General features: G+C 68.9%; 27 protein-coding genes. 16 read left to right on the forward strand and 11 right to left on the reverse strand.

Features of this window, described 5'->3' with window-relative positions:
- The first annotated feature begins 7 nt into the window (after positions 1–7).
- The 6 genes from DAT35_RS39775 to DAT35_RS39800 all read left to right on the forward strand — a co-directional run bounded on the left by DAT35_RS39775 (position 8) and on the right by DAT35_RS39800 (position 5,779).
- On the forward strand, positions 8–1,660 hold the full coding sequence (locus DAT35_RS39775) for a thiamine pyrophosphate-binding protein (RefSeq protein ID WP_108074514.1): 1,653 nt from the start codon (positions 8–10) through the stop codon (positions 1,658–1,660).
- A gap of 106 nt (positions 1,661–1,766) precedes the next feature.
- Positions 1,767–2,204 carry a hypothetical protein gene (locus tag DAT35_RS39780; protein ID WP_108074515.1) on the forward strand — a complete coding sequence of 146 codons (438 nt, stop codon included), beginning with the start codon at positions 1,767–1,769 and terminating at the stop codon, positions 2,202–2,204.
- 327 nt (positions 2,205–2,531) lie between these two features.
- Positions 2,532–3,008, forward strand: coding sequence for a hypothetical protein (locus DAT35_RS39785; protein ID WP_108074516.1), 477 nt, complete (start codon positions 2,532–2,534; stop codon positions 3,006–3,008).
- A gap of 46 nt (positions 3,009–3,054) precedes the next feature.
- On the forward strand, positions 3,055–3,432 hold the full coding sequence (locus tag DAT35_RS39790; protein WP_108074517.1) for a hypothetical protein: 378 nt from the start codon (positions 3,055–3,057) through the stop codon (positions 3,430–3,432).
- Between the two features lie 11 nt (positions 3,433–3,443).
- On the forward strand, positions 3,444–4,052 hold the full coding sequence (locus tag DAT35_RS39795; protein WP_108074518.1) for a hypothetical protein: 609 nt from the start codon (positions 3,444–3,446) through the stop codon (positions 4,050–4,052).
- An 11-nt stretch (positions 4,053–4,063) separates the two neighbouring features.
- Positions 4,064–5,779 (forward strand): tetratricopeptide repeat protein, encoded by a 1,716-nt coding sequence (locus DAT35_RS39800; protein WP_108074679.1) that lies wholly within the window; start codon positions 4,064–4,066, stop codon positions 5,777–5,779.
- A gap of 8 nt (positions 5,780–5,787) precedes the next feature.
- Here DAT35_RS39800 and DAT35_RS39805 read toward each other — a convergent pair whose 3' ends face one another.
- Positions 5,788–6,666 carry an alpha/beta fold hydrolase gene (locus tag DAT35_RS39805; RefSeq protein WP_108074519.1) on the reverse strand — a complete coding sequence of 293 codons (879 nt, stop codon included), beginning with the start codon at positions 6,664–6,666 and terminating at the stop codon, positions 5,788–5,790.
- Positions 6,667–6,708: 42 nt separating this feature from the next.
- Positions 6,709–7,110 (reverse strand): cyclic nucleotide-binding/CBS domain-containing protein, encoded by a 402-nt coding sequence (locus DAT35_RS39810; RefSeq protein WP_158502095.1) that lies wholly within the window; start codon positions 7,108–7,110, stop codon positions 6,709–6,711.
- A gap of 88 nt (positions 7,111–7,198) precedes the next feature.
- Between DAT35_RS39810 and DAT35_RS39815 the strand changes: the two genes are divergently transcribed.
- Complete coding sequence (locus DAT35_RS39815; protein ID WP_108074521.1) at positions 7,199–7,747, forward strand: isochorismatase family protein; 549 nt, start codon at positions 7,199–7,201, stop codon at positions 7,745–7,747.
- Here the strand turns inward: DAT35_RS39815 and DAT35_RS39820 are convergent.
- The 7 genes from DAT35_RS39820 to DAT35_RS39850 all read right to left on the reverse strand — a co-directional run bounded on the left by DAT35_RS39820 (position 7,744) and on the right by DAT35_RS39850 (position 14,663).
- On the reverse strand, positions 7,744–9,273 hold the full coding sequence (locus tag DAT35_RS39820) for a hypothetical protein (protein ID WP_146210082.1): 1,530 nt from the start codon (positions 9,271–9,273) through the stop codon (positions 7,744–7,746). The genes DAT35_RS39815 and DAT35_RS39820 overlap by 4 nt on opposite strands.
- A 108-nt stretch (positions 9,274–9,381) precedes the next feature.
- Entirely contained in the window at positions 9,382–10,263 is an 882-nt protein-coding gene (locus tag DAT35_RS39825) for a metal ABC transporter permease (protein WP_108074523.1), read from the reverse strand.
- Positions 10,244–11,062 (reverse strand): metal ABC transporter ATP-binding protein, encoded by an 819-nt coding sequence (locus tag DAT35_RS39830; protein WP_108074524.1) that lies wholly within the window; start codon positions 11,060–11,062, stop codon positions 10,244–10,246. The genes DAT35_RS39825 and DAT35_RS39830 overlap by 20 nt, the downstream gene beginning before the upstream one ends.
- Positions 11,052–11,891 (reverse strand): hypothetical protein, encoded by an 840-nt coding sequence (locus tag DAT35_RS39835; protein ID WP_108074525.1) that lies wholly within the window; start codon positions 11,889–11,891, stop codon positions 11,052–11,054. Before DAT35_RS39835 ends, DAT35_RS39830 begins: the two co-directional genes overlap by 11 nt.
- A gap of 2 nt (positions 11,892–11,893) precedes the next feature.
- Entirely contained in the window at positions 11,894–12,817 is a 924-nt protein-coding gene (locus DAT35_RS39840; protein WP_108074526.1) for a metal ABC transporter substrate-binding protein, read from the reverse strand.
- A gap of 23 nt (positions 12,818–12,840) precedes the next feature.
- Entirely contained in the window at positions 12,841–14,178 is a 1,338-nt protein-coding gene (locus DAT35_RS39845) for a zinc-regulated TonB-dependent outer membrane receptor (protein ID WP_108074527.1), read from the reverse strand.
- Positions 14,179–14,246: 68 nt separating this feature from the next.
- Positions 14,247–14,663 carry a hypothetical protein gene (locus DAT35_RS39850; RefSeq protein ID WP_108074528.1) on the reverse strand — a complete coding sequence of 139 codons (417 nt, stop codon included), beginning with the start codon at positions 14,661–14,663 and terminating at the stop codon, positions 14,247–14,249.
- Positions 14,664–14,790: 127 nt separating this feature from the next.
- Here DAT35_RS39850 and DAT35_RS39855 point away from each other — a divergent pair, with 127 nt between their 5' ends.
- The 6 genes from DAT35_RS39855 to DAT35_RS39880 all read left to right on the forward strand — a co-directional run bounded on the left by DAT35_RS39855 (position 14,791) and on the right by DAT35_RS39880 (position 20,912).
- Positions 14,791–15,132: a Rieske 2Fe-2S domain-containing protein gene (locus DAT35_RS39855; RefSeq protein WP_108074529.1), complete on the forward strand. Its 342-nt coding sequence runs from the start codon at positions 14,791–14,793 to the stop codon at positions 15,130–15,132.
- Positions 15,133–15,219: 87 nt separating this feature from the next.
- Positions 15,220–15,783, forward strand: coding sequence for a GTP cyclohydrolase I (gene folE, locus DAT35_RS39860; protein WP_369946316.1), 564 nt, complete (start codon positions 15,220–15,222; stop codon positions 15,781–15,783).
- A complete protein-coding gene (locus DAT35_RS39865; protein ID WP_108074680.1) occupies positions 15,780–17,210 on the forward strand; it encodes an FAD-binding oxidoreductase in 1,431 nt (476 codons plus the stop codon). The genes folE and DAT35_RS39865 overlap by 4 nt, the downstream gene beginning before the upstream one ends.
- Before the next feature lie 227 nt (positions 17,211–17,437).
- Positions 17,438–18,187 (forward strand): RNA polymerase sigma factor RpoD/SigA, encoded by a 750-nt coding sequence (locus DAT35_RS39870; RefSeq protein ID WP_108074531.1) that lies wholly within the window; start codon positions 17,438–17,440, stop codon positions 18,185–18,187.
- A 131-nt stretch (positions 18,188–18,318) separates the two neighbouring features.
- Positions 18,319–19,059: a hypothetical protein gene (locus DAT35_RS39875; RefSeq protein ID WP_108074532.1), complete on the forward strand. Its 741-nt coding sequence runs from the start codon at positions 18,319–18,321 to the stop codon at positions 19,057–19,059.
- Entirely contained in the window at positions 19,056–20,912 is a 1,857-nt protein-coding gene (locus DAT35_RS39880; protein ID WP_108074533.1) for a long-chain fatty acid--CoA ligase, read from the forward strand. The genes DAT35_RS39875 and DAT35_RS39880 overlap by 4 nt, the downstream gene beginning before the upstream one ends.
- 81 nt (positions 20,913–20,993) lie before the next feature.
- Here the strand turns inward: DAT35_RS39880 and DAT35_RS39885 are convergent, their stop codons facing one another.
- A complete protein-coding gene (locus tag DAT35_RS39885; RefSeq protein ID WP_108074534.1) occupies positions 20,994–21,227 on the reverse strand; it encodes a twin-arginine translocase TatA/TatE family subunit in 234 nt (77 codons plus the stop codon).
- A gap of 74 nt (positions 21,228–21,301) precedes the next feature.
- Positions 21,302–22,303, reverse strand: a complete 1,002-nt coding sequence (locus tag DAT35_RS39890; RefSeq protein ID WP_233261998.1) for a sensor histidine kinase KdpD — start codon at positions 22,301–22,303, stop codon at positions 21,302–21,304.
- Positions 22,304–22,501: 198 nt separating this feature from the next.
- Here DAT35_RS39890 and DAT35_RS39895 point away from each other — a divergent pair, with 198 nt between their 5' ends.
- The 3 genes from DAT35_RS39895 (at position 22,502) to DAT35_RS39905 (ending at position 24,569) form a co-directional block, all read left to right on the forward strand.
- Entirely contained in the window at positions 22,502–22,873 is a 372-nt protein-coding gene (locus DAT35_RS39895; RefSeq protein WP_199243141.1) for a response regulator, read from the forward strand.
- Positions 22,874–22,963: 90 nt separating this feature from the next.
- Positions 22,964–23,293, forward strand: a complete 330-nt coding sequence (locus DAT35_RS39900; RefSeq protein WP_108074535.1) for an SCP2 sterol-binding domain-containing protein — start codon at positions 22,964–22,966, stop codon at positions 23,291–23,293.
- Between the two features lie 103 nt (positions 23,294–23,396).
- Positions 23,397–24,569 (forward strand): CaiB/BaiF CoA-transferase family protein, encoded by a 1,173-nt coding sequence (locus tag DAT35_RS39905; protein WP_108074536.1) that lies wholly within the window; start codon positions 23,397–23,399, stop codon positions 24,567–24,569.
- The last annotated feature ends 279 nt before the right edge of the window (positions 24,570–24,848 follow it).

Raw genomic sequence — 24,848 nt, forward strand, 5'->3', positions numbered from 1 at the left:
GCACCGCATGGGCATGCTCACCGGAGGTCAGCTCGTCGGACGGATGCTGAAGAAGGAGGGCGTCCGGCACATCTTCACCCTCTCGGGGCTGCATGTGGCCCCCATCTACGCGGGCTGCGTGGAGGAGGGCATCCAGATCATCGACACCCGCCACGAACAGGCGGCCGCCCACGCGGCGGATGCCTATGCCCGGGTGACCCGTGGAGTCGGGGTGGCCGTGGTGACGGCCGGCCCGGGCGTGACGGACGCGCTCACCGGCGTGGCCAACGCCTACGCGGCCAGCTCGCCCATGATTCTGCTGGGGGGCGCGGCTCCCATCTTCAACCAGAGCCGGGGCTCGCTCCAGGAGATGGAGCAGGTGGACCTCTTCCACCGCATCTCCAAGTGGTCGGATCGCGTCCCCACGCCGGACCTGGTGCCGGCGTATCTGGCCAAGGCCTTCCGGGTGGCGCTCTCCGGGCGGCCGGGGCCGGTGTTCCTCGAGCTCGCCTGGGACGTGCTCTGCAACGGCGTGGACGAGGACTCGCTGCAGATGCCCCGGAGCTACCGCACGGATGCGCGGCAGGCGCCGGATCCCCGCAAGGTGGACGAGGCGATGGCGCTGCTGAAGACTGCCGAGCGCCCCGCCATCATCGCCGGCTCGTCGGTGTACTGGGACGGGGCGTGGGACGCGCTGCGGCGCTTCGCGGAGACCGCGCAGGTGCCCGTGTACCTCAATGGCGCGGGCCGCGGCTGTCTGCCGGCGAACCACCCGCTCTTCTTCCAGCACACGCGCAAGGACGCGCTGAGCGGAGCGGACCTGGTGTTCGTCATCGGCACGCCCTTCGACTTCCGGCTCAACTACGGCGCCGAGCCCACCTTCAGCGCCGAGTCGAAGATTGTCCAGGTGGACATCGATCCGGTCGAGGTGGGGCGCAATCGTGCGGTGGACGTGGGCATCATCGCGGATAGCTACAGCGCGCTCACCGCCTTCGCGGACGCGGCGCCCAAGGGGAAGCGGGAGGCGTTCATCTCGCGGCTGCGCGAGCGCGAGCAGAAGAAGCTGCGCGACCTGGAGCAGTGGACGAAGGATGACAGCGTGCCCATCCACCACTACCGCCTGGCCCGGGAGATGTCGGAGGTGGCCAACGGGCCCGGGCAGGATCCGGTGTTCATCGCCGACGGTGGCAACTGGGTCGCCATGGCGGCCAAGGTCATCGAGCTCCGCCAGCCGGGCCGGTGGTTGGATCCAGGCCCGCTCGGGTGTCTCGGGGTGGGTGCGCCGTTCGCCCTCGCCTCCAAGGTGCTGCACCCGGAGCGTACGCACTGGATCATCCAGGGCGATGGCTCGTTCGGCTTGAATGGCATGGACTTCGAGACGGCCGTGCGCTTCAAGCTGCCCATGGTGGCCGTGGTGGGCAACGACGCCGCGTGGGGGCAGATCCGCCTCCCGCAGGTGCAGATGTTCGGCGAGGACAAGTCGCCGGGCACGCTCCTGGCTCCCACCCGTTACGACAAGGTGGTGGAGGCCTTCGGCGGCCATGGCGAGTTCGTCACCGAGCCCGCGCAGATCCGCCCCGCGCTCGAGCGCGCCCTGGCCAGCGGCACCGTGGCGTGTGTCAATGTGATGCTCGACCCGGACGCTCCGGTGAAGGCGGGTGCCATGGGGTACGCTGTCTGATTCAACGCGTCACCAGGGGGCGCCGCCATGCAACTGCTTGCATGTGCGCGCGCCCTCGCGTACAAAAAGCGGAAGCAACTGTATTCCCCCCGAAACCTTGTCACCCGTGAGCCGCTCCCTCCGCTCAGAGCCCACGCTGTCCCGACGGCCCCGCCTGCTGGCGCTGCCGCTGGTGCTGCTGTGCGTGCTGGCGTACCTGGGGAGCGCCGCGCACTTCTTCCTGGTGCAGCACAGCACGTGCCTCGAGCACGGCGACCTGGTGCACGAGGCCGGGGTCGAGCAGGGGGAATCCTCCGCGCAGGTGCGTGAGTCCTTCGCGGACGAGCGCATCACCCGCACGGATGCCAGGGTTTCCGTGCACGGTGCGGATGCGCACTGTGCCCATGTCTTCCTCCGCCGCGTGGTGCAGCCACCGGCCGGAGTGATGCTGCCATCGGAAGCGCCGGTCCTGCTGGAGCGGGTGCTGGAGACGGACAGTGTGGCCGTGGAGCCGCCGGTGGCATGGCTCCATCTGGCTCCCAAGTCTTCACCCCCGCGCGTCTGAGCTGAGCACGTCATTCCTCTCCTCGCGGGAGAGGTGCGTGTTCGTTCATCCCGCGCGCTTCGCGCATCGACAGCGCTCGTTGTCCACGGAGGAGGTTCCCTTCGTGCGTCCGGACGCGTTTCCGCGCCTCTCTTGAGGCCCGGAGCGCGCAGTCCGTGCACGCATCCGGAGCCTTGATTCCTGGCATCCGTGCGCGCGTCGAGGTGCACGCCATCGGTGCGTCCGCGCGCTCGCCTTCCCTCACGTTCCGGGCGTCCCCGCCGTTCTCGGGGCGGGAGCGTGGGGACATCGCAGCACCCTCAACGCAGTCCACACTGGAGTCACACCATGATGAAGAAGTTGTTGTCCGCCTGTCTGCTGTCGAGCGCGCTGCTCGTGGGTTGCGGCGAGTCCAATGAGGCCGATGTCGAGGGTTGTGAGCACCTCACGGAGGGCCCCAGCGTTCCCGTGACGGCGAGCACCTCGACGAGCGGCGGATCCGCCGTGAGCAATGACCACAAGCGCTACGACATCACGTTGCCGGCGGGCAGCGGGGGCAACGTGGGCTCGGTGTCGTTCTCGGTCAGCGAGGCCACCGACTACGTCTTCTTCCTCGGCGCCGACGTGCCCCTGAAGGTCACCAGCTCCTCCGGGCAGGAGGTGGCTTTCGAGGCGTCCGCGACGAGCTCGAAGGAGTGCGCGGAGATCAAGGGCCGCCACGTGGCTCCGCTCCAGGTGGGCACGTACTCGCTGACGCTCGGGCCCACCAGCCAGAGCACGGTCTCGCTCGTCATCGAGGAGTCGGGGGCCGGGCACGAGCACTGAGCCCACCCGCTCCACTTCCTTCCCACCCCTTCCACACGAGACGACGATGGGTACCTTCAAGCAGTTCCTGAACGACAAGCAGGTGAATCCCGAGACCCTGGTGCGGCTGTCCAGCCAGCTCGAGGCCCGCTCCGAGGACGATCGCAAGCTGGCGAAGCAGCGCTCCGACAAGCGGCGCGACAAGGAGAAGCAGGGCAAGCCGTATGCGGAGCTGGGCATTGGCAAGCCGAAGAGCGGTCGGGGCGTGAGCGTGCAGCAGGTGAACGCCGCCCTGGAGGACCAGCCGCTGTCTCCGAAGGTGCGCGGCAAGCTGGTGCGCGCGGTGAACGCCGCGCTGGGCAAGAAGGGTGGCCCGGCGGCGGACTTCAAGGCGCTGTTCGGCGAGGTGCCGGCCCGCAAGGGCGCGGCGGCCAAGGCGAGCTGAGGAGGCACGTGATGGGCTCCTCCCTTCTCCAGGCGCTCCCTCCGGACGTGCGGCGTGAGGGCGAACGGTTGTTCGATATCTCCATGTGGTGCATCGGCCGCGATGTGTCCCATGCGGACAACCTGCTGATGCGCCGTGGTTTCACCCGCGAGCGCATTCCGGCGGGGCGGAAGGGCACCAGCGCCTACTCGGGTGCGTTGCCCGGGGGAGGAGCCCTCACGCTGTGGGGCTTCGGGGCGCTGTGCCGGGTGTGTGGCGAGTGCGTGTACGTGCCTCGCGATGGCTTCGCCCCATCTCTCGTGGAGGAGGGGCGCGTGGCCTGGCCCGTCTTCGAGGCGGCGGGTCTGGGTGCCCGGCGCGATCCCCTCACCCCGCGCGAGTGCTCCGCCGCACGCGCCGCGGTGGTGGGCCTGGCCGGCTGGCTGGCCGGGTACGAGGAGTGGGTAGTGGCGCTCATGGGCGCGGGTTGGCGCCACGAGTGCGTCGCGGCCCGGAGCAGGAAGGCCTCGCCGGTGCCCGTGGAGCGGCTGGCGATGGCGTGGAGGCAGTTGGCCGGGCGCATCGAGGCGCTGGAGCGGCAGGTCGTCAACGAATCGTTTGCCCCGCTGGCCGGGGCGTGAGTGAGGTCACCATGCTGGCGCGACACCTTCGAGCCGAAGATCCTTCCGTCTTCCCCATCGGTCCCTGGGATGAAGTCCCGGACCTGGAGCTGTCCACGCCTCCGCTGCGCGAGGGCCTGGGTCGCGCGCACCTGAAGGTGAGCACCCGGGTGCCGCTGGCCCAGTCGTATTTCGACCAGGGCCTGCGTCTGTTGCACCTCGGCTGGGGCGCCGAGGCGCGGCGGGCCTTCGCGGAGGCCGCGCGGCAGGATCCGGGGCTCGCCATGGCGTACTGGGGACTGGCCGTGACACGCGGTGCCGGGGCTCGCCATGCGACGGCCCGGGCGGAGGCCATCAACAAGGCGCTCGCCCTCAGCGAGGGGGTGACGGACGCCGAGCAGCGCTACATCGTCGCGGCCACCTTCCTGGCCGACAAGGGTCCCGCCAATGGCCGTCACGGCTTCGTGCGCGAGATGGAGGCCCTCATCGACCGCCACCCCGAGGACGCCGAGGCGCGCCTGCTGCTCGCCGGTTTCCTCGCGGATGGCTACGAGCCGGATGGGCGCCCCGGTCAGGGTCAGCCCTACGCGCAGGCGCTCCTGCGCGAGCTGTTGCGCACGCACCCGCACCACGAGGGCGTCCACCATGCGTGGGTGCAGGTGATGGTGGAGAGTGCGCGTCCGGAAGCGGCGCTGGAGAGTGCGCGTCGCCTGCGGTTGCTGGCGCCTCGGGCGGGGACGGCGCTGCTCGGCTCCGGCCGGCTGCTGCTGCGCACCGGCCACGCTCGCGAGGCGCGCGAGGTGCTCGAGGCGGCGGTGGCCGCGGATGACCTGTGGCTCGCCCAGGAGTCCCTGCCCGAGTCCGCCGCGCCCGTGGCGGGGCTCGCGTTGCGCCTGCTCGTCCAGGCCTGCGCCGACGCGGGACGGTATGGCGAGGCCCAGGGTTGGGCACGCCGCCTGCGCGCTCGCGTGGAGACGGTGGTGCCGCACGTGGGCCAGGCGCTCGTGTTCGCGGCCGCTACGCTCTCCCACCTGCACGTGCGCTTCGGCTACTGGCGCGCGGCGTCGGAGCTGCGCGTGGAGCTGGGGCCCAAGGCTCGTGCGGCCGAGCGGGCGCTGCTCACGGGGATCGAGACCTACGCGCGGGGGTTGCGAGCCCTGGATGGGGGAAAGCTCGTGGAGGCGGAGCGGGTATGTGACGAGCTCGACGCGCTGCACCCGCCGCTGGCCGAGGAGCGCAAGGGGGACAACCGCCTGCTCTGTCCTCGCGATGTCGCCCGGGTGGTGGAGCTGGCGGCCTGCGAGCTGCGGGGTGCACTGGAGGCGCGTCACGGTGACTTCGCCCGCGCCGAGGCCACGCTCATCAAGGCCCTGCGCCTGGAGCGCCGGCTGCGCTCGGTGGGGCCCGCCGCCTTTTCGCGCCCGGCCCGTGAGACGTTGGCCCGCGTGCGGCTGCGCTCCGGCCGCGAGGACAAGGCGCTGGAGCTGGCCGAGGCGCTCGTGAGGGAGCGGCCCGGTTGCGGCCATGCCTGGTTCCTCCTGGCCGAGGTGCACATCGCCCGGGGCTCCTTCGCCGAGGCGGCTCCGGCCTTCGTCTCCTTCCTGGAGTGCTGGCTCGACGCGGATCCACAACTGCCGGAGCTCCGGCGTGCGCGGCTCTTCCTCGCGGGCCGTGGAGGGCTCGGCGTGGAGACTCCGCGCCCCTCGAATGTCATCGAGCTCCGGGCCGTGGAGAGCCTCTCCTACTGAGTGCCGCCTCAGGCCCGATGGCGCGCCGGGGCTTGCTCGGAGGCCGACGGCCGCTCGCCCGGCGTGTCGAGGAAGGAGAAGAGCCTCTGCGCGCACTCCTCTGGGTGTTCCAGCGGGAAGAGGTGGGTACCGGGTTGCTCCTCGGCGCGGACTCCGGGGAGGGTTCGCCGGACGCGTTCCAGGGCCTCCGGGGTGAGCGTGTCCGAGTCGCTCCCGCGCAGCACGAGCGCCGGCACCGCGACCGTGCGCAGCTTGCGCCAGACGCCGTGGGGGGACGTCTCGAAGATGCGCGCCTCCCAGGCCTTGGGGATGGTGAGCTGGAAACCGCCGCTGGGGGCCTCGGTGAGGCCGTGGGTGATGTAGTCCTGGAAGCACTCGGGATCGAAGTGCTGGAAGAGGGCCTTCTTGCGGTAGCTCGTGGCGGCCTCCTCGCGGGAGCCCCAGTGGTCGCGGCGGCGACGGGCCAGGTTCGCGGGTGGAATCCGGTGCCGCAGCCCGAACAGGTCCATCGCCTGGATCAACAGGGCCCGCGAGCCCGAGAACAGCACCGGGTCCAGCGCCACCACGGCCCGGAAGAGACCCGGGTCCTTCGCGGAAGCGAGCAGGGTGGCCACGCCGCCCATGCTGTGGCCCACGCCGAGCACCCCTTCCAGCCCGTGCGCACGCAGGGCTCGGGCCAGGTCCTCGGCCATGTCGTCCCAGTCCCGCATCGACAGCGGATCCGTCCCCGGCACCAGGCAGCGGCCGCGGAGGGTGAAGACGTGGTAGCGCTGCTTCAGGCGCTCGATGAGCTTGCGGTAGGTGCCCGGGGGGAATCCATTGGCGTGCGCGAGGTGCAGCACCGGGCCGGTGCCACCCCAGTCATCCAGTCGCAGGGGGTCGCTCATCGTGCTTCCGCATACCGCAGGAGCCCCCGGCTGTCTTGCCTCTCAGCCCACGTGAGAGGGCTCGGCGATGTCCCGAGCCAGGAAGCGGATGACGTCCAAGGGAGTGATCATCCCCAGGAGTTTCTCCCGGCGCACCACGGGCAGGTGGTGGATGCGGTACTTGCGGAAGAGCGCCACCACCTCGTCGGTGAGATCGAACTCGTCCACCGTGTGAACGGGCGAGGTCATCACCTCGTCCGCTCGGGTGCTCAGCGGGCGGCCCGCCAGCAGGGCGTTCATGAGGTCGGCCTCGCTGAGCATGCCCAGTACCCGCTCCTCGGCATCCGTTACCGGCACGCCGCCGATGCGCTCCTCGGCGAGCAGCAGGGCGATCTCGGAGAGCGGAGTCTCCGGGGAGATGGACTTCACCGGTGCGGTCATCAGGTTGCGGGCGTGTCCTTTCATGCTTTCCAGGGTGGGCACGCGTTGGGGGAGCGTCAATCTCCCGCGCGGCGCGCTTGACGCGAGAGCGCGGCTCCGGACAATCCGCCCCATGCCCACCTTCCGCCTCAAGAGAGACCAGACCGCGCTCCTCGTCATCGACATCCAGGAGCGCCTGTGCGCCGCCATGGAGCGCGATGCGCTCGACCGGATGATCAACCGCACCAACGCGGTCATCGAGGGCGCGAAGGCGCTCGAGCTGCCCATCATCGTCACCGAGCAGTACCCCAAGGGACTGGGGCCCACGCACTCGCTGGTGAAGATGCGGCTGGGCAGCTACTCCGCCGTGGAGAAGGTGGAGTTCAGCGCCTGTGTGCCGGACGTGGCCGCGAGGCTCGGCGAGCGCAAGCAGGTGCTCCTCGTGGGCATGGAGACGCACGTCTGTGTCTTCCAGACGGTGCGCGACCTGACCGAGAAGGGCTTCACGCCGCTCCTCTGCGCGGACGCGGTGATGTCGCGCTACGCGGAGGATCGGCGCGTGGGCCTGGAGATGTGCCGCGATGCGGGCGCCCACATCGTCACGGTGGAGGCCGCGCTGTTCGACCTGCTCGGGTGCGCGGGCACACCCGAGTTCAAGAAGGTCTCCGCCGCGGTCCGTTAGCGGTTGAGGCGGGCAGGCGGCCTCGGAGGCGCCGTGGGCGAGGACGGGGTCGTGTCCTGGGACCTGACGGGAATCGCATTCGGGGCCGTTGCCGGGGGCGAGGCGCTCAGTTCGCCCACGTAGAGCAGTCCGTGGTAGCCCTCGAGGGAGACGCCTCCCTCGAACAGCTCGATGTGCGGGCTCAGCCCCTTGACCTTGGCGACCAGCTGGCTCGGGGTGGAGCCGTAGACGCGGCAGTCGAGGTTGCTCTCGGCGTTCAGGTCACAGGCCCACCGCGTGCCCTGGGCGAAGCTCATGTCCAGGGCCTTGAGCGTGGGATCGGCCTTCAGCATGTGCCAGCCCATGGGCTCGTAGCCGGAGTCCCACTGCGAGCCACGGCTGACGTTCACGTGGGCGTTGCCGGAGACCACGATGAAGACCTCCTCGGGTCTCGCCGCTCGGCGCTTCATCCAGACGTCGGCGAAGGCGGCATCGCGCTCGTTGCCCTTGAGAAGGTCCGTGTCGTAGGCCACCAGGTGGATGATCAGCCCCGAGGCTCGGAGCGCCCGCACCCGGTCGATGAGGTCCATCACCGCGCGGCTGCTGCGGCCGTCCTGGTAGGGCCTGCGCCAGAAGTCACCATCGAGCAGCTCGTCCTGATCGGCGGGGCCGCCAGCGCTCGTGAGGTAGCGGTCGAGCCGCTCCTGTTCCAGGCGGGGGATGGAGAGGCCGAGCGTGACGATGTGTCCCGACTCGGCGGCCTGACACACCATGTCGCCCACAATGGCCGGGAGCTGCTCGGAGCCGAGCTGCTCTCCAATGAGCAGCGTCTGGCCGGGACGGAGCAGCTTGCGCAGGCCGCGCACCTCGGTCCCGCAGCGTGCGCTCGCCACGGGGGCATTGCCCTCGGGCTGCTGCTTCCAGCGCTGGAGGTAGAAGTCCTCGCCCCGGCGCGCGGGCTTCTTGTCCTCGGACTTGATGTTGCCGGCCACCAGCTCGATGGAGGCCCCGGACTCCAGGCGCAGGGTGAGCTCATTCTCGAGGTCCGTGGCCCGGATGCCGTTCATCACCCCTCGTGTCTCGGCGACGCGCTCCGTCTGGAAGCTCAGGCCCTTGTTGCGGATGGGATCGGCGTTCTGCTCCTGGGCCTCCAGCTTCATCTTGTCGTTCAGGGTGGCGATCTCGACGTCGTTGCCGACCATGGCGCGCGACAGCCGGAAGATGCGGACCACGGACTGCTTGGGCGCAACCTGGAGCCCGACCATCAAGTAGCGTGTGAGCTTGCCGTTTCGGCTCACTCCCGTCGATGGCGTGTCCCACGACGACAGCAGGCGCGTCTCATTCTTCTCGCTCTCCATGGGCTCGAAGGTGAAGCCGCGCTCCTGCAGGAGCTGCTGCGCCGCGGCCATCGAGTGCTCGAGTGGGAAGAGATAGACGTGCTCGTACCGGGGCGTGCTCCCGTCGGCGTCACTGGATGCCGAGGCGTCCTCCGAAGTGGGGCGTGTTCCTCGAGCACAGCCCACCATTCCCAGGACGAGGCACGACATCAACACACGGGGAACACGACACGACAGCCACGAGCGTGAAGCAACCATCAGGACTCCGGTGGTGGGGACACCGGAGTGTACTGCGCGAGGTGCAACCCGAGCGCCGAATCAGCGCGCCGCGCCGCGTGAGACGAGCTGCTTCACGCCACGCGCGGCGAGCGCCAGCAGGACCAACGCCCCCGAGAGGACCGTCTGCGAGGCACCCACGGGAAAGTTGTAGAAATAGGCGAAGAGGTAGCCACCCAGTCCAGCCACGGCACCCAGGAAGGTGGCCAGCAGGAAAGTCCAGGGCAGCCGCAGGTCGAGCATCAGCGCGCCGATCGCGGACAGAGTGGAGAAGGCGAACACCGGCAGTGCGCCGAGGGCCCGCGCCGACACGCCCACCATCAACCCGATGGAGATCATCAGCACCGCGTCGAGCACCTGCACCGGCAGTCCCTGCACCAGGGCCCCGGTGCGGTCGAAGCTGGCGAAGGTGAGGCCGCGGAACCACCACAAGTGGATGAGGAGGATGACGGCCCCCGCCGCGGCCACGGTGATGAGCTGGGAGCGCTCCACCAGCACCGCGGTGCCGAAGAGGATGGCCTCGACGTCGTGGGCCTCCTGGGAGATGCGGTCACCCACCAGCACGGCCGCGCCGCCGGTGAGCGCATAGGCCAGTCCGAGCATGCTCTCTCGGGTGAGCCGCAGCCGGGACGGGTCCATCATCAACAGCAGCGTGGCCAGGAGCGCCATGCCCACCGCGCCCACGGTGGGCGCCACGTGCAGGCCCAGGTGGATCTCCGCGAAGAAGGCCAGCGCGACGCCGAGGCCGGCCGATTGCGTCACCGCGGCGCTGACGAACACCATGCGCCGCAGCACCACGTACACGCTGAGGAATCCCAGCACGCCTCCGGCGATGAGGGCGCAGAGGATGGGGTCCCGGAACAGCTCGAAGGCGTCCCAGAATTGTGCCCAGGAGGAGGTGGTCTCAACCAGCTGCGGGTCCACGGGGATGTCCTGACGGGGAATGGCTGGGGCAGTAGTCGTCACCGTACTGGTGACGGAAGGCCGGATGGCAGAAAACCGTGTTCGCGTCCCCCATGACCACGGCCGGGGTTTCCTTGTCCACGAAGAGGAGCTGGTCGGCGAACTCGGCGGCCACGCGCAGGTCGTGGCTCACCACCACCACCGCGAGGCTCTTCGCGCGTGCCAGCTCGGCCAGGCGTTTCATGGTCTCGCGCTCGGCCACGGCGTCCATGGCGGCGGTGGGCTCGTCCAGCAGCACCAGGTCCGCCTGGGTGGCCAGCACCCGCGCGAGCAGGGCTCGCTGTTTCTGGCCCTCGGACAGCTCGCGGTAGGGCCGGTGGGCGATGGGGACGGCGCCCGCGGACTCCAGCGCCGCCTCCACGGCATGGCGGTCCTCGCGTGAGAAGAAGGGCCGCAGGAAGTTCCACCCGGACAGCCGCCCCCAGCGCACCAGCTCTCGCGCGCGCACCGGGAGCAGCCCGTCGATGCCGGACGTCTGTGGCACGTACGCGCTCTTCACGTGCTCGCCGGTTCGGAACACGCGGCCGGACACCGGGGGCAGCAGGCCCAGCAGGGTCTTGAACCAGGTGCTCTTGCCCGAGCCGTTGCGGCCGATGACGGCCAGGAACGTGCCGCGGCGCACCTGGAGGTTGATGGGGGGCAGCAGCGGTTGGCCCTGGTAGCCGATGACCAGGTTCTCGCAGCACAGGAGCAGATCTTCCTGGTGCGGATGGTTGACGGGTGCGCCCTCGGGCGTCGGGGCGTGCTCACTACTTCCCACGGGTCACCTCCGAGGTGGGAGTGAAACGGGCCAGCCGCTCGAGCAGCACCTTGCGGGCCTCGGCGTTGGCCGCGTCGTTGAAGTCCACCACTCCGTCCGAGTCCTGCTTCAGCGTGCTCCAGTCGAGGGGATCGAAGAGGGCGGCCGTGAGCACCAGATCCAGGTCCAGCTTCGTCTGGGGCGGGTGCGAACGATCCGAGGGCAGGTTCACCGCGCCGTCGAGCACCGCCACCGGCGCATCGCTGTCCGCGGCCGCGAGGTCCAGCTTGAAGCGGTGCTCGCCCGGGAGGCGTGGCGTGGCGCGGCCGTCGCGCACGGTGCCCTCGATGTGCAGCGAGCCGACACTCCAGCGACCCTGGGACACCTGGGCCTCGGGCAGTGCGCAGTCGGGCTCGCAGGCCACCGGGCGCGTCTCCGGGGCGAGCAGGTTCAGGGGCTCGCCCACGGGGAAGGTCACCACCGCGCTGGAGCCGCCACCCCCGCCCAGCTCCGCGGCCACCTGCTCGTAGGGGATGAGCGCCCCGTCGTCGCGGTGGCAGTGGCCACCGTGGCACAGCGAGTAGCCCGCGGGTGGATTGGCCGGGTCGAAGGTCCCGCCCGTGCCGCCCGAACTGGAGAGCAGCTCGATGTCGGACAGCCGCATCGAGGCCGAGTCCACGTGCACCTGATAGTCCGAGCTCAGCCGCTGGTAGCCGTCATCCACGGCGCGGTCGGAGAGCGGCTCGTACGCGACACGCACGGTGGGCTCCACCACCGCGAAACCCTGGCCGGCGTCCCACGCACAACCGCCGAGCGTCAGTCCCAACATGAAGAGGAGGGAGTTGCGCATGCTCAGGTCCCCTTGCCCTTCAGGCCGTTCTCGAGGCGCGTCACGATGTCCTCGATGTGCTGGGGGTAGGTCTGCCCGGCGCGGAAGTCGGTGCCACCGGGGAGGATGACGAGCGGGGCGGGGATGAGTTTGGACAACTGGGTGCCGGTGGAGGACGGGTAGTAGTCCTCCTGGAGGAGCATCCGGGCCTTCTTCTGGCGCGCCAGCCCGAGCACCTGGGCCACGTGGGCGGGGTTGGGCGGGATGCCGGGCTTGGGCTCGAGGTAGGCGATGGTGTCGAAGCCCAGCCAATCGGACAGGTACGCGGTCGTCTTGTGGTAGGCGACGACGGGCGTGCCCTTCATCCCGGCCAGACGCTGCTGCCAGCCGGGCATGGCCTTCTGCAACTCGTCGGTGAACTTCGCCAGGTTGGCGCGGTAGGCGTCCGCGTTCTTCGCATCCAGGGAGATCATCCGGTCGGCGATGCCCTTGGCCACGGCCAGGCCCGCTCGCGGGTCATAGAGGAAGTGCGGGTTGCCGCCCGGGTGCACATCGCCGTGGCTGCGGTCCACCGGCGTGGTGGGGGCCTCCAGCTTGTTCACGAACTGGGACACGTCGAGGAACCCGGGGCTGCCGGAGAGGATGCGGTTGTTGCGGGCGCCGTTCTGGAGCGTGGGCAGCCAGCCGATCTCCAGCTCCATGCCGATGGCGAGCAGCAGGTCCGCGCGGTTGAGGTCGAGGGCCAGGTTGGGCTTGGCGTCCACGAAGTGGGGATCCTGCGTGGGCACGGACAGCGAGGTGACCTGGACATGCTCGCCGCCCACGGCCTTGGCGATCGCGGCGAGGTCCGGCACGGAGGCGACCACCTTCAGGTCGGCGTGGGCGGGGAGGGCGAGGAGGACACAGAGGGCGGCGCTCAGGGCCGCGAGGAATCGAAAGGGGCTCATGGAAGACTCCGGAGCGAAAGGGTTCAGAAGGAATGGGCACCGTGAGCGCCCATCACCACTTCGAGTGCGAGGAAGACCGAATAGTCCGGGTGGTCGCGCCAGCCGGCGAGGTCGGTTGCACCCTGCAGGCGCAGGCGGGAGAACTCGGTGGGCCAGAAGGTGACGTTGGCGGAGAGGCGCTGGCGGTTGGCGGTCCACTCGGGGTCGAGCGGATCATTCGCGACGGCGCCGTTGCGGTTGTGAGCGGGAGTGCCGAACTCGTAGCGGCCGGCGGCGGCCCAGCGCTGGGAGAAGCGCCAGAGGATCTGGCCGTACCCGTCGAAGTCGGACAGCACGTCCTGGGGCACCTGCCGGCGCCGGTAGAAGAGCTCGGCCTGGAGGGTCACCAGCGTGGTGCTGCCTCCCTTGACGGGCCGGTATTTGAGGTACACGTCCGTGCCGAACACGTCGGTGCGGTTGTGGTAGCCGGTGGGGTTGGGGCCGTTGGCGGCCGACAGGCCCCACAGCAGCGACAGGTCATCCGACAGGGGGAAGAACTGCTTCACCGCTCCGGTGAACTGGAAGTCGAAGGGTGAAGTGACTCCGCCTCCCGCGGAGCCGAGGAAGCTGCGCGCGGTGCCCTCGCCGGTGGCATCGGTGACCGAGCCCACCACCTCCAGATACCAGGGCAGGGGCGACAGCCAGGAGCCCTCCACGCCCAGCCCGCGGTTGCCCTCGCTGCCGAAGATGCGGCCGATGGCGAAGGGCTGGTCCACGAAGTCCCACGTGTGCGGGTGCGTGGGGTTGAGCCGGCCGAAGCGGGTGAGGAACTGGCCGGCGCGCACCTGGAGGTTGGCGGGCAGGGCGGTGGTGGTGGCGTAGGCCTCCTCCACCTCGACGCCGAACTGGCTGAAGACGATGTTGCTGTTGAAGCGGAAGTACGGGTCCACCGCCGTGTTGACCGACATCTCCAACTGCTGGAAGTTGAAGCCGTTGTTGGTGGGGTCATGGCCGCCCGTCTGCAGGGGCTCCTTCGAGGAGAAGGCGGCCGCCGCCACGTCGAGGATGAAGGACAGGTCCAGCCCCTTGATGTTGATGTTCGAGGGGCTGATCGTCACCCCGCTGGAACTGGACGTGGGCTCGGACGGCGTGCCGGCGGCGGCGCCTGATGCGGCGGCTGCGGCCGTGTCCTTGCCGAGCGCCTCCTCGATGGCTTTCAGGTCCTCGGCCGAGACGCCCGCGTCCTCCTCGGGAGGAGTGCCGGCGTCGGGAGGGGTGGAGGGGGAACCCGCATCTGGCGAGGACTGAGCCAACGCGGACAGGGAGAAGCAGAACGACAGACAGACAACGAGGCCGGCGAGCCGGCGCGATGTGGGGGACACAGAGGACTCCTCGAAACCAGACGTCCCGCGGAGGGCGGACGTCGACCCATGACTTCGCTTCGACGGCGCTAGACGCGCGCCGGAGGCGAGGCCTTGGGGGCGGTATCGAGGACGGACAGCGAGGAGAGGGGACGGGGCGGCGCGGTGGCCGGACGGCTCACCTCGAGGCAGGCCTGGACGACGGACGGGACCTCGGAGCGCGGCGCCCCGTCATCCCGCGTGCTGACCGAGACGAAGGCGCACTCCTCATGACGGAGCGTCCCGGTGGTGGTGGCCGGCAGCTTCTCGATGGCCTTCGCGTCCCGGAGCCGCATCGCGAGTGCCGTGGCCCCATTGGCCGAGGCCTCCTCGAACGCGCGGTGCGTCGGGCAGTAGCGGTGGACGTGCTCCTGCGCGTGGGCGATACCGAGCACCGGCTGGGCAACCCAGAGCACCACCAGCCACGTGGCGAGCAGTTGTCCGGCGATGTGGGCTCGGAATCTCATCAGTCGGGAAGACGGTAATTATCTGCTCTACTGGCCCCCTGGAGGGGTGTCAAGGGTGCGACGACGGGCCTCCCAACGTATTCACACTGGGACAAGGGGTCCACGGGGAGGCGTTGGATAACGGCCGATGAACGGACAAGCGGACAATCTCTTCATTCCCGTGGCGCGCCTGGCGGACCTGGACGAGCGGGGACGGGCGGTGGTGAGGGTAGGGGAGGAGTGGGTGGCGCTGGTCCGTGCGGAGGGACGGCTGTATGCGCTCCAGCAGGCCTGCCCGCACCGGGGTGGTCCTCTGTCGGAGGGGGACCAGGACGGGTGCCTCCTCTATTGCCCCCTCCACGCCTGGGCCTTCGACGTCCGCACGGGTGCCAGCCCGACGAATCCCGGCGAGCGGGTGCGCATCTTCACGGTACGTGTCATCGGGGACGAGATTCAGGTGGCGGCTTCGGGTAGGTTGCGCGCCCTCTAAGGTAGCTCGGCTCGAAGGACGCAAGGAGTTTCGTCTGTGGGAAACCCCCGAGTGGTGCGTGACCGCGTGAAGCCCGACCGGGAGGCCATGGCCGCGGCCATCCAGGACTTCCTGCGCGCGGCAGGTCTTCCGTTGAACAGCGACCCCAATCTCGCGGAGACGCCGGAGCGCGTGGCCGAGGCCTGGGCGGAGGAGTTCCTCGACGGCTATGGGTGCACGCCGGAGGAGGCGCTGGGGGAGACGTTCCCGGCACCGGCGAACTCGTCCGGGGAGCTGGTGGTGGTGACGGACCTGCGCTTCCAGTCCATGTGCCCGCACCACCTGCTGCCCTTCGAGGGCCGGGCGCACGTGGCCTACGTTCCAGCGAAGCGGGTGGTGGGCTTCGGCCGACTGAGCGCGCTGGTGGACTGTTTCGCGCACCGGCTCATCCTTCAGGAGGACCTGGCGCGCGAGGTGGCCTCGTCGCTGGCGCGGGTGCTGAAGAGCCCCGCCACCGCCTGCATCATCGAGGCGGAGCAGGCGTGCCTGCGCATCCGGGGAGACCGGCAGCGCGACGCCCGCACGCATGCGGAGGCCTACGAAGGAAGGCTGCGCAAGGACGGAGCGCTGCGCCGCGAGCTGTGGGCCCGGCTGGGAGCGACGAGACGATGAGCCTGCCGGCGGAGCGGACCTTTCCCCGAGTCGACCCCTCGCTCGTGGAGCGCGCGCACGCCGCGCTGGTGGATGTGCTCTCGCCCGGCCAGGTGCGTCGCGACGAGTCCACCCTCCAGAACTATTCCAAGGACGAGTCCGATTCGGGGGTCTACCCGCCGGACCTCGTGGTGTTCCCCGAGAGCACCGAGCAGGTCTCCGCCGTCTTCCGCACCTGCCAGTCGCTCGGTGTGCCCTTCACGCCCTGCGGGGCGCGCAGTGGCAAGAGCGGCGGCTCGCTCGCCTTGCGCGGGGGGGTGGCGGTGAGCCTGGAGCGGATGAACCGCCTCCTCTCCGTGTCCGGAGAGGACCTCGTCGCGGTGGCGCAGCCGGGCGTCATCACGGGCGAGTTGATGAAGGCCGTGGAGGAACAGGGCCTCTTCTATCCGCCGGACCCGAACTCGTGGGAGTTCTGCACCCTGGGCGGCAACGTGGCGGAGAACGCGGGCGGTCCGCGCGCACTCAAGTACGGCGTCACCCGCGACTACGTCATCGGCCTGGAGTGGGTGCTGCCGAGCGGGCAGGTGCTCCGCGTGGGTCGCCGCACCATCAAGGGCGTTGCGGGCTACGACCTCGTCGGCCTCTTCGTGGGCTCCGAGGGCACGCTCGGGGTGGCCACGGAGATCACCGTGCAGCTCATCCCCAAACCTCGGTATGTGAAGACGGCGCTCGTGGTCTTCGACTCGGTGCACACCGCCGCGCGCGCCATCACCGCCGTGCTGGCGGCGGGCATCCTCCCGCGCACGTTGGAGCTCATCGACGACGTGGCCCTCCAGGCCGTGGATGGTCGGGGGTTCAACTTCCCACCGGGCGCTGGCTCGGCCGTCATCGCCGAAGTGGATGGCAACGTGGAAGACGGCTTGTTCGCGGAGCTCACACAGCTCGGGGAAATCTGCGAACAGCACGGCGCCAAGGAAGTGCTGGTGGCGCAGGACGAGTCCCAGCGCGAGAAGCTCTGGGCGGCCCGCCGGGAAGTTTCCAGGGCGTTACGCACCCTTCGTCCTCACAAGATTTCAGAGGACATCGCGGTACCCCGGTCCCGTATTCCCGACATCATCCTCGCACTCAAGAAGATGGGTGCGGAGCTCGGCCTGCCCGTGGCGACGTACGGCCATGCGGGGGACGGCAACCTGCACGCCAACATCCTTTATGAGGGCCCCCATCAGCGCGCCCTGGTGGAGACCGCCATCCAGCGCATGCTCGAGCTCACCGTCTCCATGGGTGGCACCATCACGGGCGAGCATGGAGTGGGACACGCCAAGCGGGAATATCTGGCGCTCGAACAATCCGAGCCCGTCCTGGAGCTCCAGCGTCGCTTGAAGGGCTTCTTTGATCCTTCAGGACTCCTGAATCCCGAGAAAATCTTTCCAGCGCCCCGCTGTTCTTAGACCTACGCGGATACGCGTGCTCTTCGAGACGGAAGGTCGTTCCTCAATCCGGCTCCGGATTTGTCACCTACGGATGTGACACACCCCGGCCCGCTTGTTGACAGGGTAAGCAGGAGAAATACCCCGGAACGGAAATGAGAAACCCTTCGGTCCGTTGTGCGTCCTAGAGATGTGGACGCGGAACCGGGGGGCGAGCGCGTCCGACTAAAGGAACGGAGACGCGAATCATGGCGAACAGGACGATGAAGTATGGAGCCGAGGGCCTGTCGCACTACCTGCGTCATCTCGGGGATCATTCGCAGCTGACCCGAGAGCAGGAGTACGAGCTGGCCCGGCGCGCTCGCAAGGGTGATGAATCGGCGCGGCAGACGCTCGCCACGTCCAACCTGGCTTTCGTGGTGGCGGTGGCGAAGAAATTCTCCAACCGCGGAGCCCGGCTGGACGATCTCATCCAGGAAGGCAATGTGGGTCTGATGAAGGCGATCGAGCACTTCGATCCCAAGAAGAACGTGCGCTTCGCCACCTACGCGGTGTGGTGGATCCGCGCCTACATCACCCGCTACCTCAAGGACAACCGCAGCCAGGTGCGCGGCGGCGAGGCCGAGCGCGGCAGCATGACGGACTTCTCGCTCGACGCGAGCATCGACGAGGAAGGCGAGACGACCTTCCTGGATCGGCTGGAGGACGGAGGCCCGTCGCCGCAGGAGGTCTTCCTGGGCCGCGAGCAGGCCGAGGAGGTTCAGGAGGCGCTGGCCAAGGTGCGCAAGCGCATTGGCGACCTGGGCTGGGACATCCTCCAGGAGCGGCTCACGCAGGACAAGCCGCGCACGCTGGAGGAGCTGGGCCAGCGCTGGGGCGTGTCGCGCGAGCGCGTGCGGCAGGTGGAGCTCAAGACGAAGAACTTCCTCGAGCGCTACCTGGCGGCCTTCAACCAGGACGAGGAGCAGCAGGACCTGTCCTCGGCGGACGCCGCGTAACCGCGGGAACACGATTCATGTCCGCTACCAAACGGGGCGGTACCTGAGGTGCACGGCGCACCGCGGGTACCGCCTTCGTCGTCTGGGGGCCCGGTTGCTGGGCGCGGAAATCGCGTGCTAACACGCCGTGTATGCGCTCGATTTTACTTGCTGTTTTCCTGCTGATGACCCTGCCAGCGCTGGCCGCGACCCCCGAGGAGCTGGCCGCCTGGGATGCCCTCTATGCCCGGCGCGCGGACCCCGCCGCGGTGAAGCAGCTGGACGAGGCGCTGAAGAAGGCGGTCGAGGCCTCCCCCGAGGACTACGAGGTGCTGTGGCGCGCGGCGCAGCTCCGCAACTGGCAGGCGGATGGGGCCACGGACGCCCAGGTGAAGAAGTCCCTGGGTAAGCAGACGTGGGAGCTGGCGGATCGGGCGCGGAAGGTGGCGCCGGATCGCGTCGAGGGCCAGTACTTCGCGGCCCTGGGCATCGGCGCCTACTCGCAGGCGGTGGGCATCCTCACGGCGCTCGGCGAGGGTCTGGAGAGCAAGTACAACGAGCGCCTGGATGCCGCGCTGAAGCTCGACCCGATGTACGAGCGCGGCGGACCGCTGCTGGCCAAGGGGCGTTACTACTATGAACTACCTTGGCCCAAGAGGAGCCTGAAGAAGTCCGCCGAGCACTACCAGAAGGCCATCGCGAAGCATCCCGAGGCGCTGCGTGCCTGGCTGTATCTGGCCGAAACGCTGCTCGCCGATGGCGAGGAGAAGAAGGCGCACGAGGCCATCCTCAAGGTGACCCAGGGGAGCGTGGGGTATGACCCGGCCGAGGGCCAACGCGTCCAGGGTTGGTCGAAGAAGGTCCAGGCCGCCATCGAAGAGGAGCTCAAATGAGGGCGGAAACCCAGCTGGCCACTCCCTCCGCTTCCGCACGCAACCTGGTCGCGCTCCTGCTCGAACGGGCCCAGTCACCCACGAAGGTGGCGGCGAGCTGGAAGACGGGAGGCCGCTGGGAGGACGTCACCTGGGGCCGGATCCTCGAGGACGTCCAGGTGTTGTCCGCCGGGCTCATCGCCCAGGGCGTGAAGCCAGGGGAGCGCGTGGCTGTCTTCGCGGACACCAGCCTCCAGTATGTGGTGTGCGATCTGGCCATTTCCGCCGCGCAGGCCATCACCGTCCCCATCTACGCGTCCAACACGCCGGACGAGGTCCGCTACATCCTCAACCACTCCGGGGCCTCGCTCGTCTTCGTGGACCATGACGCGCAGACGCCCAAGCAACCCGGGCGTGCCACCCGCCTGCGCCAGAAGCTCGCCGCGTGTCCCGGCGTGCGCCAGGTGGTCCTCTTCGAGGGCCCGGCCATGGGCGACGCAGAGCTGACGCTCGCGGACCTGATGGCCCGGGGGCGCGAGGCCCACGCGGCCCGGCCGGAGTCCTTCGACGAGCGCGTGCGCGCCATGGGCCCGGAGGACGTCTGCAGCATCCTCTACACCTCTGGCACCACGGGCGATCCGAAGGGTGTGCTGCTCACCCATGGCAACTGGTCCTACGAGGCCCTCGGGGTGAAGAGCCGCTCGCTGATGCTGCCTGGCGATGCGGTGATGATGTTCCTGCCGCTGGCGCACTCCTTCGGGCAGGTGGTGAAGGCCGCCTGGCTGGCCATGGGCTTCCGGATGGTGTTCGCCGAGTCCACGGACAAGCTGATGGAGAACCTGATGGAGACACGCCCCTCCATCCTCCCGGCGGTGCCGCGCGTCTTCGAGAAGGTCTTCAGCAAGGTGGTGGCCGATGGCTCCGCCGAGCCGGGGGTGAAGGGCCGCCTGGTGCGCTGGGCCTTCGCGCTCTTCGATGAGTACGTGGAGGCGAGGAACCAGGGCCGCGCGCCTCCCCAGGTGGGCATGGCGCTGGCGCGCAAGCTGGTGTTCAGCAAGGTGCGCGCGAAGCTCGACACGAAGCTGGGCGGCAACATGCGCCTGTTCATCTCCGGCGGCGCGCCCCTGTCCAAGAAGATCGCCTGGTTCTTCGATCTGCTCGGCTACACGGTGGTGGAGGGCTACGGCCTCACCGAGACGTCGGCCGCCACCTTCGTCAACCCGCCGGAGAAGGTGAAGATCGGCACCGTGGGCCCGCCGCTGCCCGGCACCGAGGTGAAGATCGCCCAGGACGGGGAGATCCTCATTCGTGGTCCGGGGGTGATGAAGGGCTACTACCAGAGCCCCGAGGCCACCGCCGAGGTGCTTGAGGCCGATGGCTGGTTCCACAGCGGGGACATCGGCGAGGTGGACGCGGACAGCTACCTCCGCATCACCGACCGCAAGAAGGACATCATCGTCACCTCCGGCGGCAAGAACGTCGCGCCGCAGAACATCGAGAACTCGCTCAAGACGTTCCCGCTCATCAGCCAGGCGGTGGTCCACGGCGACCAGCGCAAGTACCTGGTGGCGCTCATCACCGTGGCCGAGGAGCCCGCGCGCAAGCTGCTCGCCGGCAAGGGCGTGGTGCCCGGCTCCTACGAGGAGCTGTGCCGCCGGCCGGAGCTCCAGGCCGCCGTGCAGGAGATCGTCGACAAGGTGAACGCGGAGCTTCCGTCCTACAGCACGCTCAAGCGCTTCGCGGTGATGAAGGCCGACTTCAGCCAGGAGTCGGGCGAGCTGACGCCGAGCCTCAAGGTGAAGCGCAAGCACGTCAGCCAGAAGTTCAAGGCGGTGCTCGACGGCCTCTACGAGCACGACGGCCAGGCGAATTGAGAAACGACAATGCCCGAGCTACCACTCCCGCTGAGGGAGGGCCGCTCGGGCGCGGTGCGGGGGAGCCTTCGAGACGTGGACTCAGCCCTGGTGGCTGGTGCTACGGGCGTTGACGTCCTTCTCCACGGTGCCGTTGCTGGCGAGCGCACCCGGCTGCTTCTTGTCGTCCGCGGGCGCGTCCTCGCCGCCAAAGCCCCGCTTGAAGTTGCGGATGGCGCTTCCCAGCGCGGAGCCGAGCTGCGGCAGGCGCGAGCCTCCGAAGAGGAGCAGCAGCACCCCCATGATCAGCAGAATCTCCGACATCTTCAGACCCATCGCGCACTCCTTGGAAAAGACTGGGGCAGGATAGCCCCGGAGCGCGCGGGTCGCCAGCACGACGAGAGGGGGCCTCAGAGCTGGATGCCCGCCGAGGAAGCGAGCGCGATGGGAATCGTAAGGTACAGGGTGGTTCCCCCCGCATCCGTTGTCATGCCAACCGAACCGCCCAGCGCCTCCACCTCCTGACGGGCGAGCATCAGGCGCAGCGGATCCTCCAGCTTCTTCTCCTGGAAGGCGCGCTCCTCGCGCGAGAAGGCCAGGGCGGCCTCCTCTTGTGTCAGGGGCACGCCGTCGCGCCGCACCTCGACCCGGAGGTGGTCACCCTCCGGCCGCACGCGCACACGCAACTGCTCCCCCGCCTGGGCGCGCAGCAGGTGGTGACGGATGAAGGCCTCCACGGCGTGCTGCACGCGGCCTCCATCCACGTCCACCTCGGGCAGGGGGCCATTGGGCAGCTCCAGGCTCAGCGCCACGCTCGCCGTGCCCGCGGCCTCCAGGTTGTGCTCCACCGCGTGGGCGAGCAGGGGCTCGAGCGCCAGCCGCTCCCGCTCGCACGCCAACATGCCCAGGTCGGCTCGGCTCGCGTCGAAGAAGTCCTGGGCAAAGGCGAGGGCCTTGTCCGTGTTCCGAAGAATGGTCTCCAACCCGCGTTTCGCCTTCGGCTCGAGCGGGATGCGGCCATTGAGCAGCAGGGCCGCGTAGGAGCGCACATTGGCGAGGGAGCCCCGCAAGTCATGAGAAGCCAGACCCAGATAGCGGACCCGGCGGCGGATGAGCTCCTCGTCTCCCACCACGGGCCTCGTCCACACCAGGCGCGCCCCGTCCTCCAGTGGACTCTCGTCCGCCTGCAGCAGCCGCCCCTCGCGCTCCCAGAGGTTCGAGCCCGGTCTCCGGCGGAAGCCCACCCCCTCCAGCAGCTGCGTCACCGAGTCCACGGTCTCGGGGAGCCGCTCCACCCCCAGGTGGGTGCGCAGCCGTCCATCCACCTCTCTCAAGTGGCCCCGCCGCGAGAGGAGGGCGAACCCGGGCATCTCTTCCCCGGACGCATCCCGCTGTTCCCCCTCGTGCCTCACGCCTGCCGCCTCCTCGTCCATGGGTTAGGAGAACGGTGGGCAGGCATTGTCGATTTTGCAACGAGCCTGCCTCGTTGCCCTACGAGCTGGTTGATTTCTTCCGCACCTTCCCGCCCCTTGAGAGAAAATCGAGTGCGCGTGCAACCTCAGGAGAAGAACCTGTCTTCCGCCAACCTTCAGCACCCGGGATCCAACGTCGTGCTCGTGGTCGACGACGATCCCGACATCCTCGAGGCCCTCTCCGAGATTCTCGAGGCCGAGGGCTTCGAGATCCGCCGCGCACGCAATGGCAAGGAAGCCTTGGACCGGCTCGAGCCGGATCCCCCCCAGCTCATCCTCCTGGACCTGATGATGCCCGTCATGGACGGGTGGGAGTTCGCCCAGCGGATGCGGCAGAAGCCCGCCGTGGCCAACATCCCCCTCATCGTCCTGAGCGCGGACCGCAATGTGGGCAGCAAGGCCACGGACATCGGCGCGGTGGGTCACCTGGCCAAGCCCTTCGAGCTCAATGATCTGCTGGACATGGTCCGGCGCTCGTTGGGTCAGGCCCAGGCCAGTGCGGGGCGCTGAGGTGCTTCTGATGGCTTGACCGGCCCGGGCGCCATCATTACGGTCGCAACCGGCGTTGATTCATCAATCAATCCCTCAAAGGAGAGAGTCATGGCGACCGCGCAGGAGATTCTCGAGCAGGACATCCCGACCGTGCTGCAGCAGAAGCCGGAGCTGGCCAAGGACATCAACTCGGTCATCCACTTCACCATCACCGGTGACAACGGTGGCACCTGGACGCTGGACTGTACGAAGTCGGCCAACTGGGTGACGAAGGGCGCCGAGGGCACCCCGAAGATGACCGTCACCGTCAGCAACGACGACTTCGTGAAGATCCGCGCCAAGCAGCTCAACGCCCAGATGGCCGCCATGCAGGGCAAGCTCAAGTTCAAGCCGATGGACATGGGCCTCGCCATGAAGTTGGCGAAGTTGCTCGGCTAGAATCGCTGGAGCCGCGCCCTCGGGCGCGTGGCTCCTCGAGCGGCGTGTGCCCCTCTCCGGGGCCGCGCCGCTTCTTTTTTGTCCACCCCCCGCCCCCACCCCCATGAACACGCTCCCCCTGACTGGACTCAAGGTCCTGGATCTCTCCCGCCTGCTGCCGGGCCCCTACGCCACGCTGGTGCTCGCAGACCTGGGCGCCACGGTGGACAAGGTCGAGGACCCCGGAGGTGGCGACTACATCCGTCAGATGCCGCCCCTGCGCGAGGACGAGAGCGCGCTCTTCTACGGGCTCAACCGCAACAAGCGCTCGCTGGTGCTCAACCTCAAGTCTCCCGAGGGACGCGACGCCCTCAAGCGGCTGGTGCGCGGCTACGACGTGCTGGTGGAGAGCTTCCGCCCCGGCGTCATGGACAAGCTGGGCGTGGGCTGGAGCGTGCTGCACGAGCAGAACCCGCGGCTCATCTACTGCGCCATCTCCGGCTATGGGCAGACGGGGCCGGACCGGCTGAAGGCGGGACATGACATCAACTACGCGGCTCGCGCGGGCGTGCTCGGCTACGGCGGGCGGGCGGATGGAGCGCCGGCCTTCCCCGGCGTGCAACTGGGTGACATTGGCGGCGGCAGCCTCTTCGCGCTGGTGGGCGTGCTCGCGGCGCTCCACGAGCGCGAGCGCACCGGACAGGGCCGCTTCGTGGATGTGTCCATGACGGATGGCGCCCTGGCCTTCCTTCACATGCACCTGGCGGCGCGTCTGGCCATGGGCGAGCTCGGCCAGCCCCTGCGGCGCGGCCGTGAAGCCCTCAACGGCGGCTATGCCTGCTACGGATTGTACCGCACCCGCGACGAGCGCTACCTGGCCGTGGGCGCGCTGGAGCCCAAGTTCTTCGCCGGCGTGTGCGAGGTCCTCGGCCGGCCGGAGCTGCTCGCGGATGCGTATGACACGGGGGATGCGGGCGAGCGTGTGAAGGCTGAGTTGTCTCGCCTCTTCGCCGAGCACCCGCTCGCCTATTGGATGGAGCGCTTCGCGGGTACGGATGTGTGTGTCGATCCAGTACTCGAAGGTGATGAGGTGCTCGCGGATGCCCAGCTTCGCGCTCGCGGCCTCTTCGTGGAGTCCGAGGACACCCTACGTGGGAGGAAGGTGACCCACCTCCTCACGCCGCTGCGGATGGGCGAGACACCCCTGAACTCCCCGCCCACTCTGGGACAGCACTCACGTAAAATTCTTTCAGAGGCAGGCTTCAGCCCTGAAGAAATTGAAAGACTGGTCAACTGAGTTCTGCCAGGAATTGGCGGGCAGGCGGGGATGAGAGATCTGGGGCGTCAGGAATCCCGGATCTCCCGTAAAAGATGGGGGTCTGTCTTTACCCGCTCCCCACGCAAATAGAGACATGCGATTTTGGGAGCTGCCGAGCCGGGGCGTGGCATTTCTCTGCCAGTGACGTCCGGACGCAACCCGGGGGGAATGGCATCCGTGAGAGGAAGCAACGTGCCGGGCACGCCAAAACACGTGAACCCCGTGAGGGACGTAATTCATTGACAGTCGGGCGGTTGA

Origin of the sequence: Vitiosangium sp. GDMCC 1.1324 (assembly GCF_003044305.1) — a bacterium.
In the GTDB taxonomy this organism is placed as follows: Bacteria; Myxococcota; Myxococcia; order Myxococcales; family Myxococcaceae; genus Archangium.